The following is a 20286-nucleotide window of genomic DNA, read 5'->3' as shown; positions in this document are numbered from 1 at the left end:
AAAGAATGAAAAAAAATTACAAAAAGTGCTTTCTGAGCTGCTCAAAAAAGAGTAAAGTTATTCGCGTAGGGTACAGAGGTAAGATGTTCTATCTTTCAGACCTTTTACTTCACGTAATCGGATTTGGCTGAATATTTTAGCCGCCCCAGTCAGTTTCTGACTGGGGCGTTTTTTATGGGCGAAAGAAAGATAGGGTCGGCGTGCCAAACCGGATAAGACGCACCGCGTCGCTATCCGGCGTCGCGATGAATTACTCCCCGCCCTGATCCTCTTCCACCGGCGCCAGTTCGTTAAACCAACTGTCCAGCTTCTGCCGTAATTTATCCACGCCCTGCTTTTTCAGCGATGAGAAGGTCTCAACCTGCACATCGCCGTTAAAGGCTAATACCGCTTCACGGACCATATTCAGTTGGGCCTTACGCGCCCCGCTCGCCAGTTTGTCCGCTTTCGTCAGCAGCACCAGAACCTGGATGTTGCTCTCGACGGCCCACTGGACCATCTGCTGGTCGAGATCTTTTAGCGGGTGGCGAATATCCATCAGCACCACCAGTCCCTGCAGGCTCTGGCGTTTTTCCAGATATTCACCCAGCGCGCGTTGCCACTTGCGCTTCATCTCTTCCGGCACTTCGGCGTAACCATAGCCGGGCAGGTCAACAAGGCGTTTGCCGTCGACCACTTCAAACAGGTTAATCAATTGAGTGCGGCCAGGCGTTTTCGAAGTCCGCGCCAGGCTCTTCTGATTGGTCAGCGTATTCAGCGCGCTGGACTTACCTGCGTTGGAACGGCCAGCAAATGCCACTTCAATCCCCGTATCGGAAGGTAAATGGCGAATATCAGGCGCGCTCATCACAAAGTGCGTCTGTTGATAATTCAGGTTAATCAAAGCGGTCGTCTCCGTCAGTCAAAGCTTTGCCGCGATTATACCTGAACAGGAGCAAAAGACTGATTTTTCGACATGGGTCTGTTGTGAGTAAAAACCCTGCATATTGTGAGACATTGCCGATTGTTCTTATACGAAATTTCAGAGTAATTGCAGAGAAAATAATTAAATAAATCAACTAAATCATACTATTAAAAGGTATGTAATATTCTGAAAATGGCTGAACTGTGCGGCCAACGACTTGTTACTTTACTCCAAAAGAGTAGAGTAACCCCCATAGCGAGGATAGCTGTACAGGAAGACGACTCAGGATGAGGGTCAGGAGCGCCAGGAGGCGAAGACACAGGATTGTCAGGATGACAGGCGTTCGGAGACGTTGGTATACGGAAACGGAAAAGACACGGAATGTTCCAGGCTGACGGAAAAACAGGGTGCGTTGATAGCCGACAGGGAATGTAGGACCCGTTCAGGGTTGTGAGTAAGGTGAAAAGGCGACAGAGCAATCTGTCGCCTTTTTTCTTTATTTCTGCTAGATTCCGGCGCAATTATATACTGAATAAAACAGCCAAAGACGAATCACTATGAAATCCACTTCTACACCACGCGGCAAAGGCCCTGCAAAGGCACGCCGTAAAACCCGCGAAGAGCTGAATCAGGAAGCTCGTGACCGCAAGCGTCAGAAAAAACACCGTGGACACGCGGCGGGTAGCCGTGCGACCGGTGGTGACGCGGCGCCAGGTGGTAAAAACAAGAACCAACAGAAAGATCCACGCATCGGCAGTAAAACCCCTATTCCATTGGGCGTGACCGAAAAAGTCACCAAACAGCACAAACCGAAGAGCGAGAAACCTATGCTTTCACCGCAGGCTGAGTTGGATTTACTGGAAACAGATGAGCGCCTGGATGCGCTGTTAGAACGTCTTGAAGCAGGCGAAACCTTGAGCGCGGAAGATCAGTCCTGGGTGGATGCCAAACTGGATCGCATCGATGAACTGATGCAGAAGCTGGGCCTCTCCTACGATGATGACGAAGAAGAGGAAGATGATGAGAAGCAGGAAGATATGATGCGCCTGCTGCGTGGCGGTAACTAACGGTTTACACCGTGGGCCTGCCCGTCCTGCTTATAACCCTTCCGGTTATATGTTATCTGGTGTGGTTATTCGTTAAACTACAGCGGTTGTCGCGGCGACAGAAGTGGCTGCGCAGCCGGCTTAGTACTCGAAATGGAGTGCGGCCGGTACGCCGTACCCGCCAGAGACGCCATCGGAAGGAGTGAGCATGTCAGAACAACAAATAGACTGGGATCAGGCCCTGATCCAGAAATATAACTATTCCGGGCCGCGCTATACCTCGTACCCGACCGCGCTGGAATTTTCTGATGCGTTTGGCGAACCGGCATTTTTACAGGCTGTCGCGCGCTATCCTGAGCGTCCGCTCTCGCTTTACGTCCATATCCCGTTTTGCCACAAGCTCTGCTACTTCTGCGGCTGCAATAAGATTGTGACCCGTCAGCAGCATAAGGCCGATCAGTATCTGGATGCACTCGAACAGGAAATTCTGCACCGTGCGCCGCTGTTTGCCGGACGCAAGGTCAGCCAACTGCACTGGGGCGGCGGCACGCCGACTTACCTGAATAAAGCGCAAATCAGTCGCCTGATGGCGCTGCTGCGAAATCATTTCCACTTCAATGCGGATGCGGAGATTTCGATCGAAGTCGATCCCCGTGAGATTGAGCTGGATGTGCTCGATCATTTACGCGCGGAAGGCTTTAATCGTCTCAGCATGGGCGTGCAGGACTTCAACAAAGAGGTCCAGCGACTGGTTAACCGTGAGCAGGATGAGGAGTTTATTTTTGCGCTGCTCAATCACGCACGTGACATTGGCTTTACGTCGACCAATATCGATCTGATCTACGGTTTACCTAAACAGACGCCGGAAAGTTTCGCCTTTACCCTGAAGCGGGTTGCGGAATTAAGCCCCGATCGTCTGAGCGTCTTTAACTATGCGCATTTGCCGACGCTGTTTGCCGCGCAGCGCAAAATAAAAGATGCCGATCTGCCCAGCGCGCAGCAGAAGCTGGATATTTTGCAGGAAACCATCTCCTCGCTGACAGAGACCGGCTATCAGTTTATTGGTATGGACCATTTTGCCCGCCCGGATGACGAACTGGCGATTGCCCAGCGCGAAGGCGTTCTCCACCGTAATTTTCAGGGATATACCACCCAGGGTGACACCGATCTGCTGGGGATGGGCGTTTCTGCCATCAGTATGATTGGCGATTGCTATGCCCAGAACCAGAAAGAGCTGAAACTCTACTATCAGCAGGTGGATGAGCAGGGAAATGCCTTATGGCGCGGTATCGCGCTGACTCGCGATGACTGTATCCGTCGTGACGTCATCAAGTCGCTTATCTGCAATTTCCGTCTCGACACTGCCGCAGTTGAGCAGCAGTGGGATCTGAACTTCGCGGATTATTTTGCCGAAGACCTGAAGCTGTTGGCGCCGCTGGCGAAAGATGGGCTGGTGGATGTGACAACGAAGGGGATTCAGGTCACGCCGAAAGGGCGTCTGCTGATTCGCAACATTTGCATGTGCTTTGATGCGTATCTGCGCCAAAAAGCGCGGATGCAGCAGTTCTCACGCGTGATATAAAAACGTTGCCCGGTGGCGCTAACGCTTACCGGGCCTACGATTGATGTTACCTGTAAGCCAGATAAGCATAGCGCCATCCGGCACAGTGTTAGCTGAACAGCCCAACCAGCGCGGCGCACAGTACTGCGGCAACCGCAGTTTGTGGCGTATGGCTGTCGACCGCTCCGCTTGATAGCAGATTTATAATCGATTCCAGCATGTTTTGTCCCCCGTTTGCCGGGCACGATCATACTGAACTCATCGGAACAGTAAAGTGCAAAATAACGGCAATTTGCGCTCAATTATTAATCTTTACACAACCGTGTGACGTTACTCCATTCCCAGCTCTTTCAACTTACGCGTCAGGGTATTACGCCCCCATCCGAGCAAGCGTGCCGCTTCCTGTTTATGGCCCTGTGTATGGCGTAGTGCTGTGGTCAGCAACGTGCGCTCCATTTCAGGTTGTGCTTCCGACAGCAGGTTTTGATGACCGGATCGCAGCGCCCGATCCGCCCACTGCGCCAGAAGCGTGGCCCAACTGTCCGGCTGGAGATGCGACGGGCTTTCGGGCGCGGTGGCTTCGAACAGTTCAGCGGGGAGATCCTGAATTAATACCTCTTGTCCGGCCGCCATTACGGTTAACCAGCGACAGGTGTTTTCCAGTTGGCGAACGTTGCCCGGCCATGCCAGCCGCGTCAGCGCCGCTTCGGTTTCCGGGTGCAATAACTTAGCTTCTACGCCCAGTTCACGCGCTGCAACCTGCAGGAAGTGGCGCGCCAGGCGCGGAATATCCTCCCGGCGCTCGCGCAACGGCGGCAGGTGTACGCGGATGACGTTCAGACGATGGAATAAATCCTCACGAAACTTGCCTTCCTGCACACGCAGTTCCAGGTTCTGGTGAGTCGCGGCGATGATTCGCACGTCCACCTTCACCGGCGCATAGCCGCCAACGCGATAAAACTGTCCGTCGGCTAATACGCGCAAAAGACGGGTCTGCACATCCAGCGGCATATCGCCAATCTCATCAAGAAACAGCGTGCCGCCATCGGCCTGTTCGAAGCGTCCCTGACGAATGGTATTCGCTCCGGTAAATGCCCCTTTTTCATGACCAAACAGCTCGGATTCGATCAAATCTTTCGGAATCGCCGCCATGTTGAGCGCGATAAACGGCGCTTTGGCGCGTGGGCTGTGGCGGTGCAGGGCATGGGCGACCAGTTCTTTACCCGTCCCGGACTCCCCGTTAATCAACACGCTGATGGAGGAACGCGAGAGCCGCCCGATAATACGAAATACATCCTGCATGGCCGGCGCTTCACCGATGATGTCGGTTGTCGGGCCGTTGATCTGAATATTGCGCGGCTGCTGCTGTTCCTGATAATGGCTGATGGCGCGTTCAACCAGCGCTACCGCTTCATCGATATCAAAGGGTTTCGGCAGATAATCAAACGCCCCTTGCTGATAGGCGCTGACGGCAGCATCCAGATCGGAATGCGCAGTCATTATGATGACCGGAAGCATTGGATGACGCTGTTTAATCTGTTTTAACAGCGCCAGCCCGTCCATTCCAGGCATGCGAATGTCGGACAACAGCACGTCCGGCGTTTTGCTCGCCAGCCCGCCCAGCACGTCGTTGCCGTTTTCAAAGGTCGTACAACTCAGACCCGCCCCGGCGAGAGCACGTTCAAGCACCCAACGGATGGAACTATCGTCATCGACTACCCAGACTATCCCTCGTTGCATAAGCACCTCTATTTCCGAATCGGCAGATAAACCGAGAACTCGGTATGGCCTGGCCAACTGGTAAATTCAATTTTGCCGGAATGCTGATCGATCAAATTACGGGCGATGGATAATCCCAGCCCGGTGCCGCCTTCGCGGCCGCTGACCATGGGGTAAAACAGCGTATCCTGTAAGTGGGAAGGAATCCCCGGTCCGTTATCTTCGACGTCGATACGCGCCGCCAGGCGATAGCGCTCGCCGTGCAGCGTGAGCTGGAACGCGGTACGGGTACGTAGCACAATCTCCCCACCGTCTGCCCCCAGAGCCTGCAATGCATTACGGACAATATTCAACAACACCTGCTCGATCTGTTCCGGGTCGTGCGGCAATTCCGGTAGGCTGGGATCGTAATCGCGGACCAGCGTGACGTTGGCCGGTAATTCCATAGAAACCAGCGCCACCACGCGCTCTGCCACCTTATGAATACTTTCCGTGACATGCGTTCCCGGCATCTGCGGGCCCAACAGCCTGTCGACCAGATTACGCAGTCGATCAGCCTGTTCAATAATGACTTTGGTGTATTCCAGCAGCGCCGGGTCGGGCAGGGCTTTACTTAATAGCTGTGCAGCGCCGCGTAAGCCACCGAGCGGGTTTTTAATCTCGTGTGCCAGTCCTCGCACCAGATCGCGCGCAGCGACCTGCTGAGCGTGCTGTAGCTGCTCCTGGCTCAGGCGGCGCTGATTATCCATCGGCGCCATTTCGAGCAGGATCTGGCCGTCTGGCAAACGCTGCGCGGTGAGCGAAAGAATGTGTGAACGCCCATCAATCACCAACGTGACCTCATTGTCGGTAAACCCTTGTCCCGCCTCTAAGCTTTCACGCATCAGTTCGATATTCAAAGAAAAATAGCTCAGGAGTTCAGGAAGCGGCGTACCAAACAGTTTGCGGGAGCTTTGGGCGAGTAACTGCTGCGCGGCCGGGTTGGCGTAATGCACCGCCAGCTCATCGTCGACCAGTAAGATGCTGTTGATTAAAGAATTGAGGATCTGCCCAGCATCGGGCAGCGTGCCTGTTGCCATACAGCAGTCTCCTGAAAAATTTGCACCAATTTAGTGCATTATAGCTTTTTATGTAGAAAAAGCGCGAAGGATCAGATTGTTGACGGTGAAAAAAGCCCATCGTGAGATGGGCTAAAAGTTTCCACGGCAACTAAAAAACACCTGACGCCTTTCACGCTGCTGCTGCGTTGGCTACCTTCGCTCACCCCAGTCACATCGTTATCTCTGTTCCTGGGGATTCGCTCCGTTGCCGCCTTGCCGCAACGCGAAATTCGTCGGGCTTTTAAGATACAGTTAAACGCTGTAGTACAGCTCAAACTCTACCGGGTGCGGCGTCATGCGTACGCGGTCGTTTTCTTCAATACGCAGCGCGATGTAAGCATCGATAGCTTCATCAGTGAACACGCCGCCCGCTTTCAGGAACTCGCGATCCAGGTTCAGCTCGTTCAGTGCTTCTTCCAGAGAACCTGCAACCTGTGGGATCTCTTTCGCTTCTTCCGGCGGCAGGTCGTACAGGTTTTTGTCCATGGCTTCGCCAGGGTGGATCTTGTTCTTAATGCCGTCAAGACCGGCCATCAGCAGTGCTGCAAAGCACAGGTACGGGTTCGCTGCCGGATCCGGGAAACGGACTTCGATACGACGTGCTTTTGGAGACGCGACCACTGGAATACGGATAGAGGCAGAACGGTTACGGGCAGAGTAAGCCAGCATAACCGGTGCTTCGTAGCCCGGGACCAGACGCTTGTATGAGTTGGTGGTCGGGTTCGCAAGGGCGTTAATCGCTTTAGCGTGTTTGATTACGCCGCCGATGTAGTACAGCGCTTGCTCAGACAGGCCCGCATATTTGTCGCCAGAGAACAGGTTGGTACCGTTCTTGGACAGGGACATGTGGCAGTGCATACCGGAACCGTTATCGCCGAACATCGGTTTTGGCATAAAGGTCGCGGTTTTGCCGAAACGGTGAGCGACGTTGTGTACCACATATTTGTAGATCTGAATTTCGTCCGCTTTTTTGGTCATGGTGTTGAAACGGGTTGCCACTTCGTTCTGACCCGCAGTGGCCACTTCATGGTGGTGAGCTTCAACGACCAGGCCCATTTGCTCCATCACCAGACACATTTCAGAACGGATGTCCTGAGCAGAGTCTACTGGTGGAACCGGGAAGTAGCCGCCTTTTACTGCCGGACGGTGACCTTTGTTACCACCTTCGTACTGGGTGGAGGAGTTCCAGGCACCTTCGATGTCATCGATAGCCACGTGAGAACCGGAAATTGACGCGCCGAAACGGATGTCGTCAAACAGGAAGAATTCTGGTTCTGGCCCAAACAGAACGGTATCCGCGATGCCGGTGGAGCGCAGGTATTCTTCAGCACGCTTGGCGATAGAGCGCGGGTCGCGGTCATAGCCTTGCAGGGTGCCAGGTTCCAGGATGTCACAACGGATGATCAGCGTAGAATCCGCGAAGAACGGGTCGATGACTGCGGTAGAAGCATCCGGCATCAGCACCATGTCGGATTCGTTGATGCCTTTCCAGCCACCAATCGAAGAGCCGTCAAACATTTTGCCTTCTTCGAAGAATTCGGCATTTACCTGATGAGCAGGAATCGTGACGTGCTGTTCTTTACCTTTGGTATCAGTGAAGCGCAAATCAACAAACTTCACTTCGTGCTCATTCAGCATCGTCAAAACGTGTTCAGCGGACATACTTAACTCTCCAGATTGGTCATAGTCGTCGTGGTAACGAGGTGTTCAATTCTTTAATCATTGGCCGTGTCGCCGTAAAAAAGATAAAGCGAAATCTGTGCCAACTTTTAAATTGCCCCTAAAAGGCGTTATCATGCGCACCATCGTGCAAAAGGGTTGCACCATGCCGTGTATGTTGCACCAGTATAGTGCTTTAATGTGAACATTAAGCACCATATTGGTGCAATGGACCGTGCATAACCCTTTTAACGCTCCGTGAAAGCGATCACAAAGAAACTCTGCAATACTTGTTTGCGGAGGATGTTTGTGATCCTGTTTTGTAGTGCGATTAATCCGTGTACAATAACGCGCTATTTCTAATGCCTGAGGCAAAGTTGTGATCGAAAATTTGCGTAACATCGCCATCATCGCGCACGTCGACCATGGTAAAACTACCCTGGTTGATAAGCTGCTGCAGCAATCCGGTACGTTCGACTCTCGTGCCGAAACTCAAGAGCGTGTGATGGACTCCAACGATTTGGAGAAAGAGCGTGGGATTACCATCCTCGCGAAAAACACCGCTATCAAATGGAATGATTATCGTATCAACATCGTTGATACCCCTGGGCACGCAGACTTCGGTGGTGAAGTTGAGCGTGTCATGTCCATGGTTGACTCTGTGCTGCTGGTGGTTGACGCATTTGACGGCCCAATGCCGCAGACGCGCTTCGTGACCAAAAAAGCCTTTGCGCATGGCCTGAAGCCGATCGTGGTCATCAACAAAGTTGACCGTCCTGGCGCGCGTCCGGACTGGGTTGTCGATCAGGTATTTGACCTGTTTGTGAACCTCGACGCGACCGACGAACAGCTGGATTTCCCGATCATCTACGCTTCTGCGCTGAACGGTATTGCTGGTCTGGATCACGAAGATATGGCGGAAGACATGACCCCGCTGTATCAGGCGATTGTCGACCACGTACCTGCGCCGGACGTTGACCTTGATGGTCCGTTCCAGATGCAGATCTCTCAGCTGGACTACAACAACTACGTTGGCGTTATCGGTATCGGCCGCATCAAACGCGGTAAAGTGAAGCCGAACCAGCAGATTACTATCGTGGATAGCGAAGGCAAAACTCGCAACGGTAAAGTCGGTAAAGTGTTGACTCACCTGGGTCTGGAGCGTATCGATAGCGATCTGGCAGAAGCAGGCGACATCATCGCGATCACCGGTCTGGGCGAGCTGAACATCTCTGACACCATCTGCGATCCGCAGAATGTGGAAGCGCTGCCGGCGCTGTCTGTTGATGAACCGACCGTCACCATGTTCTTCAACGTCAACACCTCTCCGTTCTGTGGTAAAGAAGGTAAATACGTTACCTCTCGTCAGATCCTTGACCGCCTGAACAAAGAGCTGGTGCACAACGTTGCACTGCGTGTTGAAGAAACTGAAGATGCGGACGCGTTCCGTGTATCCGGTCGTGGTGAGCTGCACCTGTCTGTTCTGATCGAAAACATGCGTCGTGAAGGTTTCGAAATGGCGGTTTCCCGTCCGAAAGTTATCTTCCGCGAAATCGATGGTCGTAAACAAGAGCCGTTCGAGAACGTGACGCTGGACGTTGAAGAGCAGCACCAGGGTTCTGTCATGCAGGCACTGGGCGAGCGTAAAGGCGACCTGAAAAATATGAATCCAGATGGCAAAGGCCGCGTACGTCTCGACTACGTGATCCCAAGCCGTGGTCTGATCGGCTTCCGTTCAGAATTCATGACCATGACCTCCGGTACCGGTCTGCTGTACTCCACCTTCAGCCACTACGACGACGTACGTCCGGGTGAAGTGGGTCAGCGCCAGAACGGCGTACTGATCTCCAACGGTCAGGGTAAAGCGGTTGCGTTTGCACTGTTCAGCCTGCAGGACCGCGGTAAGCTGTTCCTGGGTCACGGTGCCGAAGTGTACGAAGGCCAGATCATCGGTATTCATAGCCGTTCTAACGACCTGACGGTAAACTGCCTGACCGGTAAGAAACTGACCAACATGCGTGCTTCCGGTACTGACGAAGCCACGGTTCTGGTTCCACCGGTTAAGATGACTCTGGAACAAGCTCTGGAGTTTATCGATGACGACGAACTGGTAGAAGTGACGCCGCAGTCTATCCGTATTCGTAAACGGCACCTGACGGAAAACGATCGCCGCCGCGCGAACCGTGGTCCGAAAGAAGATTAATAATTTACATTGATAGTAAAGCCCAGATGGATGAAAATCTATCTGGGCTTTTTTTATCCTTTTTACGATCTCAATCAACCTATCTTTTTTTTGTCCATATAACTATTAAATAGGCGCTTTCTTGTTGAGGATATATTCATATTTAATATATTTATGAGGGAATCAATGATTTATTGTACATTAAATCTACGAGAAATTTCTCAGGATAATACATTAAAGTTAAGATGTGCTGGTTCTGGTGTATATGATGTTTTTTCTGGCTTAGGACATTTAAAAAATAATCCAGATGCTTATATGGAAAAAAATGGCCCAATACCTCCTGGAAAGTATTGGATCGTTGATCGTCCCACTGGGGGGATTGGTTCGATATTAAAACAAAAGGAGAAGGAATGGCGCACTGGAAATAATTACGATGAGTGGTTTGCATTGTTTAAAAATGACAGTTTAATAAATGATAAAACGATTGTGGTGTTTAAGTCTTATATAGGTGTTGGTCAATCGGATTATCTAAATGATATCCGCGCTCTTTTGGTTCATGAACCTCCTGAACAAGATTCAGTATATAAAAAACTTAATATATCAGTTTATCAGAAAAGGGCACTAGTGAAAAATGCTAGTGAAAACTTTTCAGGTATTAACGAGCGTCCTTTTACCTATAATTTACAAGAGCGCTCTTCTTTTAGATTACATCCGTTGCGGCCAGATGGTACCGGAGTTTCAGACGGTTGTATAACATTTTACCATAGAGAAGATTTTAATAAATTGAGACGCGATCTTTTACGTGCCAATAAACAAAAAGTGCCGGGGAGTCAACTTGAAGCCTATGGCATAATTACTGTTTCGGATAATAGATATGACAAATATTAGCTATATTTTACTGTTTATAATATCTACTTCCGTCTCATTCGTATGGGCGATTTTGATATATTATCTGAACCCACATGGTTATTATCTTGATTTGTTTATAATTTATTTTGTGACTTGTTGTTTTTTTATATATTTTTTGATGCTGCGTTTTTTCCACCCAGTAGATTATAAAACTGTTGCTGGCGGTATAGTTTATTTATTGACGTTTAGCTATATCCCATTGATAATAGATATGCTTAGTATAATTGAAGGTTTTGTTTCATGGCTGTATTCCTTCCTGAGTTTGGATGAATATAACAGAAACTATTTTCTTGTTAACTATGAAGTGACTATCTATTTGGCTTTTTCATCATTGATTGCTCTGAGCATAACTTGGGTACTAGATTTAATATTAACCAGATATTTAAAAATAAAATGCCTATTTATCAGGAAATAGTTTATTCACTTCTTAAGTGAGGGCCTTTAGTGGCCCTCATCTGGTACAGATTAGAAGAAATATTTAACCCCAACGCGAATCTGATTTTGTTCGCGGTGATAGGGTTCTACGTTCCGGTCCAGCCAGCGCAGTTCGAAGTAGGGCAGCCAGTTCTGGTTGATCCGATAACGGAAGGTATTCGTAATTTCCCAGTGATGATCCTTGCCATTGCTACTATTAAAATCATTCACCCGCATAAAATAGTGGGGTTCAAAGGTATACGAGAATTTATCGGTAATAATAAAGTTCCAGTAGTTGCCGATCTCATAGGTATCGTTATTATCACGATCGCCATTTAAATCGACCGAGCTGTAATTATTATGGTTGTAGCGGTTACGCACCGTCAGATTAAACCACGGTGTAAACTTGTAATTCACGTCCAGATACACCGCGCCGCTGGAGCCAATACTCTTGTCGGTAATCAACCCGCCAGGTTGGATCGTTAATCTATCCGTGGGTTTGAAGAGCGGATACCAGCCCTCGATCTCGTTATAGCCGTGTTTTAACTCGTCTTCACGCTGGAGCGTATAGGTATTAGTGAGCATAATGCCCGCACCCATGTCAAAGTTATAGCCAACGCGCAGCATGATCTCTTGTTGATCGGATGCCAGATTATACGCCTCCCGGTTTTCGACATAAGCGCCAGCAACTACAGAGGTGGATATCACTGAAGATAACAGAATGAGAGTATGTAATGTTTTCATCATAAATCCATTTTTTAAGCGTAGGGAAGCCGCCATCCATCTGGATGGAAATAGCGGCAAGATTTGTTTAAAGATTTACCGTAGCGATGTTTTTATTGTTATTGTTTACGTCAGAACGAATGGTGCTCTTTTTTCGTTGATTTATTTCCTCGATAATGAAAGCAAAACGCGCTTCGTTAAGCTTATAAAAGAAACCCATGGTCAGTGCAGCAATAATCGCCAGACCACAGGGCCAGAGAAAAATTAACTGGCGTAATCCCAGTAAGGTCGCGTCGCTTTGCGCGATGTTGGGGATATAACCAATCTGGGTCAACATCATTCCGGGCAGGAACCCCGCCAGCGCAGCGGAAATCTTGCGCGAAAAGGTATATCCGGTATAGACGGAACCTTCTGCGCGAATCCCCGTTTTCCATTCGCCGTAATCCACGGTATCCGGCACCAGCGCCCAGTTCAGGCTGTTCACGAAGGCGGTACCGAAGAAGGCTACACAAGAAAAGGTGACGAATAAAAAGGAGGTTCCGCCCCAAAAGAAATTCAGGATATCCCCAACTGCCCAGAGTGTTAGCCCTCCGAGATAAATCTGTTTTTTACCGAAACGCCTTACGGTCATGGGTACTAACAGTACACCTGCCAGAATGCACCCCATGCTGAAGAAGCCCATCCATGAGAGCAAATGGATATCGTTCAGAACGTACTGTGTGTAATAGACCTGGATCGCCAGTTTGATGTTGAACGCTGCCAGCGTACACAGATTGGCAATACACAGCACTAACAGAGGTGGGTTGCGGAAAATGGCGCAGAACGACTTGAGAATGCCAGGCTTATGGTGATCTGGCACGATTTCGATGTAACGTTCCTTAACGCCACGGAAACACCACCACATACTGAACAGTCCGCACACGGAGAAAATCAGCGCGGCAATTAAATAGCCCAACGATGGCGAACGGGTAAACAACGCCTGAATCGGCATAAAGCCGACGGTACACAGCAGCAGACCAATGGTTGCGCCGCCCTGGCGCCAGGCGGCAAGCTGGGCGCGTTCGTGCGGGTTTTTGGTGATAGCTGGCACCATTGCACCATAAGAGCAGTTCATAAGGCTATAAAACAAACCAAACAGCATAAACAGGAGGGTGGCCAGCGTCGTCTTCACCGTTAAGGTAAAGTCCGTGGCAAAGAACTGCGCGCTGGCAACCAGCGCCACGGGAAAAGAGGCATAAAGTATGAAGGGGCGGAATTTACCCATTACACCAATATTACGGCGTGAATCCAGCAATACACCGGTTAATATATCGGTAAAGGCAGTAAAGAACTTCGCCACCAGGAAGATTATGCCGCCGTAATACGCAGGCATCCCCAGCACATCGGTATAAAACTTAAGCAGATACAGCGTCCCGATACACAGCATCAGGTTTGAGCCGAAATCACCTATGCCGTAGGCGCACTTCTCACGCAGGCTCAGTTTCAGCGTTAGCGGATCATGGTCAGACATAATCGCCTCTCATAACGCCCCGTAGGGCGTTGGATATTATTGTTTTAAATCGTTTGTTTACGGGCTTCGATTTCGCCAACGATACGGATATACATTTTTTCGTTGAGGTTGTAGAAACAGCCCATTGCAATGATGGTGACGACCGCCAGCGCACAGGGATAAATAAAGATCAGCTGCCGTAACCCCTCGACCGTTCCCGCCGATTGCACCACGTTAGGCACATAGCCAATTTGGGTCAGCATCCATCCCGGGAAGAAGCCGGCCAGCGCCTGTGAAACCTTACGGAAGAACGTAAAACCGGTGTAAACCGTCCCTTCAGAACGCACGCCAGTTCGCCATTCGCCGTATTCCACCGTGTCGGAAACCAGCGCCCAGTTCAGGCTGTTCACAAACGCAGAGCCGAAGAATGCCAGGCAGGAGAACGCGACAAAACTGACCGAGCCTCCGCCGAAGAGGTAGTTGAGGAGATCGCCTGCAACCCAGATCAGCAGGCCACCGATATAGACCTTTTTCTTGCCAAAGCGACGCACCATCCCCGGCATTAAAAAGACGCCGATGAAGATACAGCCCATGCTGAAAAAGCCCATCCACGACAGCAAAATCGGATCGTTCAGCACGTACTGGGTGTAATAAACCTGGATCGCCAGCTTGACGTTAAATGCGCCGAGCGTGCAGAGATTGGCAATACACAGGATGAAAAGCGGACGGTTACCGGCGATGGCGCGAAAGGACTGCAATAATCCCGGTTTTTGCGCCGCGTCGACAGGTTTCATTTCGACATAGCGCTCTTTCACCCCGGCATAGCAGCACCACATAAAGAACAACCCGAACAGCGAGAACAGCGTCGCGGCGAAGATATACCCCAGTTGCGAATTGCCTTCGATCAGGTTCATGACCGGCACAAAACCGACGGTGCACAGCAGCAGGCCAAGCGTCGCGCCACCCTGCCGCCAGGCGGCGAGCGAGGCGCGTTCGTCCGGGTTTTTGGTGATGGCGGGCACCATTGCGCCATAGGAACAGTTCATCATGCTGAAGAACAGCCCGTAGAGCATAAACAGGACGGTCGCCATGACCGTTTTTCCGGTGATTTCAAACGGTGTACCGACAAAGTTAGCGATAGCCAGCAGGGTCACCGGAAACGCAGCGTACATAACAAAAGGACGGAATTTACCTTTTGGACCGATTTTACGCCGTGAATCGAGCATAATACCGGTTCCCATATCGGTAAACGCGGTAAAAAACTTGGCAATAAGAAAAATGATACCGCCATAGGTGCCCGGTAAACCGAGAACATCGGTATAAAACTTCAGTAAATAGAGCGTACCGATATCCAGAAGAATATTGGAACCTAAATCACCCATTCCGTAGGCGAGTTTTTCCTTAAAGGGCAAGCGTAGGGTTGCCGGGTTGGTTATGTTTTGACTCATGATTATCCCTCATTTGCCCATGAGTTTTCCCATGGGCGAGCCTTATTAGAAGTGGCGTAAAGATGCAAACAGCGACGCCCACTCACTTTTCGCGCGATAAAAGACTGGCGGTTTACCTAATGGCGCATCCACGGTTACCTCGCCGCCACTTTGCGTTTCACCTGTCCAGAGATTCACCCAATGATCCTCCGGCAGATACAGCGTCCAGTCGCAGCGGCCCTGCTCATGTACCGGAGCGACCAGCAGGTCTTGCCCCAGCAGGTACTGGTATTTCAGGGTGTAGGTGCGCGCATCGTTTTCGTAATGCAGGAACAACGGACGCATAACTGGCAAGCCAGTTGCGGCGTTTTGCGCGACGGCTTGCTTAAGGTACGGCTTCAACGTCGTAAACACGGTCGTCATTCTGGCGAAATGGGCGATGGTTTCCTCATCGCTGTCAAACTGCCAGTTATCACCGGGACGGTTACCTTCGTGGGTGCGCATCATGGGCGTGAAAGCATTGAAATCACACCAGCGCAGCAGCAACTCTTTGCTGCGTTTCATCTCAAACAGGGTGGTATAGCCGCCAATATCGCTGTGGTGCAGGCCGTGACCGCTCATAGCCAGCGACAGGGCAGCGGGAATAACGGAGGCGAGTCCATCGTCCAGACTCCAGTCCACGTTCTGGTCACCCGCCCACATCATGGTCGAGTATTTCTGACTGCCGGTATAGCCTGCGCGCATAAAGAACAGGATCTCGCCGAGTTTGCCGGTTTCCTGTAATGCCTCGTAGTTACATTTTGCCCACAGCGCAGGCCAGGCGTTATGCATGATCTCCGCGCTGACGCCGTTATGCAGAACCGTGTCGGTCGGCAGATATTCGCCAAAGTCCGCCATCCAGCCGCCGCAGCCGAGTGCGATCATATTTTTCTTGATGACGTCTTTGAACCAGTCGTAGGCCGCCGGGTTGGTCAAATCAACCACGCCGCCGTAAAACTCACCAAATTCAACAAGGTAATCATTACCTGACATATCTTTTGCCAGATAGCCGTGCTTTGCCGCTTCGGCGCACAGGTCTTTATCGCTGGCGACATACGGGTTGATATATGAAAGGAATTTCACGCCTTCGGCATTCCACTGTTTGATACGGCTGTCCAGTTGTGGATAGTTGTCGCTGTTCCATTTCCAGTTCCACATCACGCGCTTACCGAATGAAGTCATGCGGATCCCGGACCAGTCCTGCGCCCAGATGCCGTTTACCTTCACGCCAGCACGGCGCATCGTATCCAGTTTTTTCTGGCAAACGTCGGTGCCGCCCTGAATGCCCAGTGTGACGCCATCATAAATCCAGTCTGGTAACTCGGGTTGACGACCTAACAGCGCGGTCAGTTTTTCCAGCAGCGCGATATAGGTGTCGGCGCATTCAATACGCAGGGTGGTTTTCTCCTCCCACAGCGCCAGTTCGTGATAATCCGGCGCGCTGAAGTCAAAATTCATGTAGCAACTGTTATCAACGTGGCAGTAATACTTCTGCGTACTGACAAACGTGGGTTGTGGGAAGAAGGTCCAGTAGTAGTCGCCGCCTGCATTCTCTTTGCAGTCGGCCTGCCAGGTGACGTAGCTGGTTTTGTTACGGCCCACCCCCTGTTCGCTGGTCCACAGTGGAAACGGTTTGCCACGCAGATCGAAGTAAGAGAACTGCTCGCCGCAACCGTAGATATGGTCATTCGGGTTAGCCGCCAGTCTCAGCCAGATACGGTTATGGTCGGGATCGTCATTGTGCAGATCCAGTTGCAAACGACCCGCTTCATCGGTGGAGATGCGTAGCGTCGCCGTGACGGCATCACCACGACTAAAGCGTACTCGCCAGCCGTCGGCTGATTCACTGACAGTGGCATCGGTCAGGGCAATTTTCTCGTTAAGTTTGTCTTTAATGCTGAAGTTGCCACGAAACATGTCGATATCGGCGACGCCAGCACCAACCCACAGACAGGGAGCTGCTTCGCTGTGACGTAAAATTAATCGCTGGTGGTACGTAAGCGTAAATCCATTCTGTAACGTCGTCAGCTCTAATGGGGTTGACCGTTGTTGTAACGAATTCATCATCGTCTCCGTAATAAATAGGGTAATTCGGTAATTTGTCGGAAATCTTTTATTCGCTGCCGATGAGAAAATGCATCTGATGTGTTTCTCCTGGCGCGAGATAAATCAGGCCTGTTCCGGAGTTAAAGGCATCGGGTGGGCAGGTCATCGGTTCCACTGCAAGACCACGCCTTGCTAATTTCTCGCCGGTATATACCTGCAGCCAGGGTTGATGGCTGCGTAAAAAAGTCGTTATGTTTTGTGAGGCACAGGTCATCCTGACTTCCCACTCAACCTCAGGTGTTAAGACCCTGAATGTATGATCGATAGAGGTTCCTGCAATGCGTCGCGGCGTTGTGAAATCCCGTTCACTACCTGTTTCTTCACTCGCAGGAAGCGTCAATTCACAACCATCAATGGGGTGCAGATTGCAGGTCAAATAGGGATGGGCTCCGGCACCATACGGTGCGATTTCGTCACTCAGATTCTGCGTACGAATAAAGACATGCAGCCCGTGTGTTTCCTCCAGTCGATAAATCACCTCTGAAACCAGCGCAAAGGGATAACCATAAGAAGGCGGCAGAAAAATCGTCAGTGACGCTTCCGTTTTAGACTGCTGATTAATCTGCCAGTCCCGCCAGGCCAGTAATCCATGAATAGCGCTATGCGTAACCGGATCGTTAATGGCAAGCTGGAAGCGCTTGCCGTTATGTTGATAGCAGCCTTTTGCCACGCGATTTGGCCAGGGTATTAGCACTTTTCCCAAATGTGCCAACGGTATCTCTTCCGGCTTATGGGGAATAACGACGTGACGCCCACGGTGCGTCAATTCTGCTAATCCGGCGCCAACGGTGACTATTTTCGCGCAGTAGTGCCCGGCCTGAAGATGAAGTGTTTTTCCACCGCTATGCATGGCTGCTATCCTCGTTGCTTACCTGGCGTTGATATCCAGAAGACCGGCAGCAACCGCAGGAGCAAGGCCCGGTGCCAGCGGTAAACGTGGGATAACCAGACAGTGCAACAGGTGATAAATATCCTGTTTACCGTCCCATACCCGGGTTGTGACCTTGTTGTCCGCATCCAGCTCCTGCCACCAGGAACCATTTTCGTAATCCATCAGGTACTTAATGCAGTATTCCCACCAGGTCTGATACCAGGTTTCGTACTGGCGATCGCCCGTGACCGTATATAGCGCATAGGCGGTACCCATTGCTTCTACAATCGGCCAGCGCACCCGTTCACGAACAATGGGTTTGCCATCCCAGTCAACGGTGTACACGATGCCGTCAGCGCCGTCGGGCGCCCAGGCATCACGAATGGTGGCGTGGAAAAGACCTTTTGCGTCTTCCAGTAACCAGGCGGGCGGTTGTTCGCTTCTCGCTTCTAACGCGGCGTGGATATGCAGCATCAGACGGCCCCACTCAATCCAGTGGCCTGGCGTGCCGCCATAGGCGCGGAAACGGTGGGCGGGGTTGTCTTTGTTGTAGTCGCGGACCGGGTTCCAGTTCACGTCGAAATGCTCATTGACCCGGTATTCCCCTTTGCGGGCGACATCGTGAATGATGACCGAGGCGATGTGGATCGCACGATCCAGCCATTTTTTGTCATGGGTGACGTCGTAAACAATCAGGAAGGCTTCCACGGCGTGCATATTGGCATTGCCGCCGCGATAGTCTTCGGTTTTGCTAAACGCTTCATCCCAGGATTCCAGACACATTTGCTCTTCTTCACTCCAGAAGTATTTCTCAATGACTTCAATGGTGTAATCGAGCAGTTTCCTGGCCTCAGGGTGTCCGGTGGTGACCGCGCTGGCAGCGCCCAGCAGTGCAAAAAAGTGTTGGTATCCCTGTTTGGAGGCATCTACCACGCCTTCATCATTCACGCAGGCGTACCAGCCACCGTATTTTTTATCCCGCAGCGCGCCGTTCATGGCCTTAATACCGTGATCAACCAGGCTGTAAGCGCCCGGTCTGCCCATCGCTGCGGCGACGGAATAGACGTGCAGCATGCGGGCGGTGATCCACAGGTGCGTGCCCATCTCTTCTTTGATCTGTCCTTTATTACCCAGCCAGCCGAATCCGGTTGGCACCGCCGCGTTCTTACCAAAATTGAAGATGCGATCGGTTTCTTGCTCCAGCCAGCGGTTGTGGCTCATGGTGTTAAACCATTTCATGCTTTGATCCTCGTATTAACGGCGGCGGGCCATCATTTCATCGACAATTTCACCTAAGCGTTGCAATTTAGGTGCAGACACATCACGCAGCATCATCTCGCTGTCCGGCAGGCCAATCACCGATGACCAGACCGCACGACCGGCCAGGAAGCCAGAAGCGCCAGCACTCATTGCAACGCTGACCGCGCGTGGAAACAGCTTTTCATCAACGCCGGAAGAGAGAATGACCCACGGCATATTGATGTGTTCGTTCAGGTGTTGAGACGCGCTGAGCAGGGCTTGCTGCGTGCCTTTACCCTGCAGCGGCATTTCGACCTTATAGAGATCGGCGCCGCTGTCGCCCAGTTCTTTGGCGGCATCGATAATCGCCTGTTCGCGATCGAATTGATCGCCGCGACGCGGCGGACGGACTACCGGTTCGATGATGCTCAATAGACCCTGGCTATGGCACAACGTATTAAATTCTTTCACCATTTCAAGACGTTGCTGCGCATCTTCATCACTGCGCCAGAGCACCAGCAGTTTTAAGGCTTTCGCGCCATCCTGCTTGACGGCCTGAGGATTGATGGTTTTATCAATCACTACGCTGTCGACGGGGATGCCATTACCCGGGATGAAGGCGTCGGCGGCGACAATCATGGCGCAGCTTTTGGCAACGGCGTTCTGCTCTACCGCCTGGCGGTAGCAAAACTGTTGGTCAAGCAGGATCGCGGAGGCATACGGCGAGAGAATTTTTGCAGCATTGACTTTAAAATCCGTGAGATGCTGATCGGTGACCGGCGTTGGCGTGCCTGCGGCGGCAAACATCAGGCGCATTGCTTCACGCTGGTCAACGGCCAGCATGGCGAAACCGCCGGAAGGTCTGGTGATATCTTTCAGGGTGTACGTGGTCATTCTT

17 protein-coding genes and 1 pseudogene are annotated in these 20286 nt (G+C 51.4%); 6 read left to right on the top strand and 12 right to left on the bottom strand.

Annotated features, from left to right (window positions below; translation table 11 throughout):
- Nucleotides 1–83 precede the first annotated feature (83 nt).
- Nucleotides 84–131: a small protein SpfP gene (spfP, locus tag OGW13_RS25825; RefSeq protein WP_071892919.1), complete on the top strand. Its 48-nt coding sequence runs from the start codon at nucleotides 84–86 to the stop codon at nucleotides 129–131.
- Between the two features lie 119 nt (nucleotides 132–250).
- On the opposite strand, the gene yihA is transcribed toward spfP, so the two are convergent.
- Nucleotides 251–883 carry a ribosome biogenesis GTP-binding protein YihA/YsxC gene (gene yihA / locus OGW13_RS06620; RefSeq protein WP_042998843.1) on the bottom strand — a complete coding sequence of 211 codons (633 nt, stop codon included), beginning with the start codon at nucleotides 881–883 and terminating at the stop codon, nucleotides 251–253.
- Between the two features lie 213 nt (nucleotides 884–1096).
- On the opposite strand from yihA, the pseudogene OGW13_RS25685 reads away from it, so the two are divergent.
- From OGW13_RS25685 to hemN, 3 genes and pseudogenes are all read left to right on the top strand, one after another.
- A pseudogene (locus OGW13_RS25685) lies at nucleotides 1097–1358 on the top strand (hypothetical protein).
- A gap of 103 nt (nucleotides 1359–1461) precedes the next feature.
- Nucleotides 1462–1971, top strand: a complete 510-nt coding sequence (gene yihI, locus OGW13_RS06615; protein ID WP_061069443.1) for a Der GTPase-activating protein YihI — start codon at nucleotides 1462–1464, stop codon at nucleotides 1969–1971.
- A 187-nt stretch (nucleotides 1972–2158) separates the two neighbouring features.
- Nucleotides 2159–3532, top strand: a complete 1374-nt coding sequence (gene hemN / locus OGW13_RS06610; protein ID WP_044257149.1) for an oxygen-independent coproporphyrinogen III oxidase — start codon at nucleotides 2159–2161, stop codon at nucleotides 3530–3532.
- Between the two features lie 88 nt (nucleotides 3533–3620).
- Here hemN and OGW13_RS06605 read toward each other — a convergent pair whose 3' ends face one another.
- From OGW13_RS06605 to glnA, 4 genes are all read right to left on the bottom strand, one after another.
- Nucleotides 3621–3731, bottom strand: a complete 111-nt coding sequence (locus OGW13_RS06605) for a YshB family small membrane protein (protein ID WP_090050632.1) — start codon at nucleotides 3729–3731, stop codon at nucleotides 3621–3623.
- Nucleotides 3732–3841: 110 nt separating this feature from the next.
- On the bottom strand, nucleotides 3842–5251 hold the full coding sequence (gene glnG / locus OGW13_RS06600; RefSeq protein WP_287115825.1) for a nitrogen regulation protein NR(I): 1410 nt from the start codon (nucleotides 5249–5251) through the stop codon (nucleotides 3842–3844).
- Nucleotides 5252–5259: 8 nt separating this feature from the next.
- Nucleotides 5260–6309, bottom strand: coding sequence for a nitrogen regulation protein NR(II) (glnL, locus tag OGW13_RS06595; protein ID WP_042998848.1), 1050 nt, complete (start codon nucleotides 6307–6309; stop codon nucleotides 5260–5262).
- A 273-nt stretch (nucleotides 6310–6582) separates the two neighbouring features.
- Entirely contained in the window at nucleotides 6583–7992 is a 1410-nt protein-coding gene (gene glnA, locus OGW13_RS06590) for a glutamate--ammonia ligase (RefSeq protein WP_042325425.1), read from the bottom strand.
- 376 nt (nucleotides 7993–8368) lie between these two features.
- Between glnA and typA the strand changes: the two genes are divergently transcribed.
- Together typA and OGW13_RS06580 are read left to right on the top strand one after the other, a co-directional pair.
- Entirely contained in the window at nucleotides 8369–10192 is a 1824-nt protein-coding gene (gene typA / locus OGW13_RS06585; RefSeq protein WP_042325427.1) for a ribosome-dependent GTPase TypA, read from the top strand.
- A gap of 165 nt (nucleotides 10193–10357) precedes the next feature.
- Nucleotides 10358–11059: a DUF2778 domain-containing protein gene (locus OGW13_RS06580; protein ID WP_224788373.1), complete on the top strand. Its 702-nt coding sequence runs from the start codon at nucleotides 10358–10360 to the stop codon at nucleotides 11057–11059.
- Between the two features lie 486 nt (nucleotides 11060–11545).
- Here the strand turns inward: OGW13_RS06580 and ompL are convergent, their stop codons facing one another.
- From ompL to yihT, 7 genes are all read right to left on the bottom strand, one after another.
- Nucleotides 11546–12238, bottom strand: coding sequence for a porin OmpL (ompL, locus tag OGW13_RS06575; RefSeq protein ID WP_099433478.1), 693 nt, complete (start codon nucleotides 12236–12238; stop codon nucleotides 11546–11548).
- 67 nt (nucleotides 12239–12305) lie between these two features.
- Entirely contained in the window at nucleotides 12306–13727 is a 1422-nt protein-coding gene (locus OGW13_RS06570; protein ID WP_287115824.1) for an MFS transporter, read from the bottom strand.
- A gap of 44 nt (nucleotides 13728–13771) precedes the next feature.
- Nucleotides 13772–15154 carry an MFS transporter gene (locus OGW13_RS06565; RefSeq protein ID WP_287115823.1) on the bottom strand — a complete coding sequence of 461 codons (1383 nt, stop codon included), beginning with the start codon at nucleotides 15152–15154 and terminating at the stop codon, nucleotides 13772–13774.
- A 45-nt stretch (nucleotides 15155–15199) separates the two neighbouring features.
- Nucleotides 15200–17236 (bottom strand): alpha-glucosidase, encoded by a 2037-nt coding sequence (locus tag OGW13_RS06560; RefSeq protein WP_287115827.1) that lies wholly within the window; start codon nucleotides 17234–17236, stop codon nucleotides 15200–15202.
- A gap of 49 nt (nucleotides 17237–17285) precedes the next feature.
- On the bottom strand, nucleotides 17286–18128 hold the full coding sequence (locus OGW13_RS06555; protein ID WP_042998853.1) for an aldose-1-epimerase: 843 nt from the start codon (nucleotides 18126–18128) through the stop codon (nucleotides 17286–17288).
- Nucleotides 18129–18146: 18 nt separating this feature from the next.
- Nucleotides 18147–19388, bottom strand: a complete 1242-nt coding sequence (gene yihS / locus OGW13_RS06550; RefSeq protein WP_044326763.1) for a sulfoquinovose isomerase — start codon at nucleotides 19386–19388, stop codon at nucleotides 18147–18149.
- A gap of 15 nt (nucleotides 19389–19403) precedes the next feature.
- Nucleotides 19404–20282 carry a sulfofructosephosphate aldolase gene (gene yihT / locus OGW13_RS06545; protein ID WP_042998854.1) on the bottom strand — a complete coding sequence of 293 codons (879 nt, stop codon included), beginning with the start codon at nucleotides 20280–20282 and terminating at the stop codon, nucleotides 19404–19406.
- Between the last annotated feature and the right edge of the window lie 4 nt (nucleotides 20283–20286).

Source organism: Citrobacter sp. Ca225, assembly GCF_030337175.1.
In the GTDB taxonomy this organism is placed as follows: Bacteria; Pseudomonadota; Gammaproteobacteria; order Enterobacterales; family Enterobacteriaceae; genus Citrobacter_A; species Citrobacter_A amalonaticus.
Note: the sequence above shows the minus strand (reverse complement) of the source record. Positions and strands in the feature narration are given on the sequence as shown.

Bases quoted from the DNA above. Each gene is read 5' to 3' on its own strand.
- yihI (WP_061069443.1), top strand. From the start codon at position 1,462: ATGAAATCCACTTCTACACCACGCGGCAAAGGCCCTGCAAAGGCACGC.
- hemN (WP_044257149.1), top strand. From the start codon at position 2,159: ATGTCAGAACAACAAATAGACTGGGATCAGGCCCTGATCCAGAAATAT.
- OGW13_RS06605 (WP_090050632.1), bottom strand. From the start codon at position 3,731: ATGCTGGAATCGATTATAAATCTGCTATCAAGCGGAGCGGTCGACAGC.
- glnG (WP_287115825.1), bottom strand. From the start codon at position 5,251: ATGCAACGAGGGATAGTCTGGGTAGTCGATGACGATAGTTCCATCCGT.
- glnL (WP_042998848.1), bottom strand. From the start codon at position 6,309: ATGGCAACAGGCACGCTGCCCGATGCTGGGCAGATCCTCAATTCTTTA.
- glnA (WP_042325425.1), bottom strand. From the start codon at position 7,992: ATGTCCGCTGAACACGTTTTGACGATGCTGAATGAGCACGAAGTGAAG.
- OGW13_RS06580 (WP_224788373.1), top strand. From the start codon at position 10,358: ATGATTTATTGTACATTAAATCTACGAGAAATTTCTCAGGATAATACA.
- ompL (WP_099433478.1), bottom strand. From the start codon at position 12,238: ATGAAAACATTACATACTCTCATTCTGTTATCTTCAGTGATATCCACC.
- OGW13_RS06570 (WP_287115824.1), bottom strand. From the start codon at position 13,727: ATGTCTGACCATGATCCGCTAACGCTGAAACTGAGCCTGCGTGAGAAG.
- OGW13_RS06565 (WP_287115823.1), bottom strand. From the start codon at position 15,154: ATGAGTCAAAACATAACCAACCCGGCAACCCTACGCTTGCCCTTTAAG.
- OGW13_RS06560 (WP_287115827.1), bottom strand. From the start codon at position 17,236: ATGAATTCGTTACAACAACGGTCAACCCCATTAGAGCTGACGACGTTA.
- OGW13_RS06555 (WP_042998853.1), bottom strand. From the start codon at position 18,128: ATGCATAGCGGTGGAAAAACACTTCATCTTCAGGCCGGGCACTACTGC.
- yihS (WP_044326763.1), bottom strand. From the start codon at position 19,388: ATGAAATGGTTTAACACCATGAGCCACAACCGCTGGCTGGAGCAAGAA.
- yihT (WP_042998854.1), bottom strand. From the start codon at position 20,282: ATGACCACGTACACCCTGAAAGATATCACCAGACCTTCCGGCGGTTTC.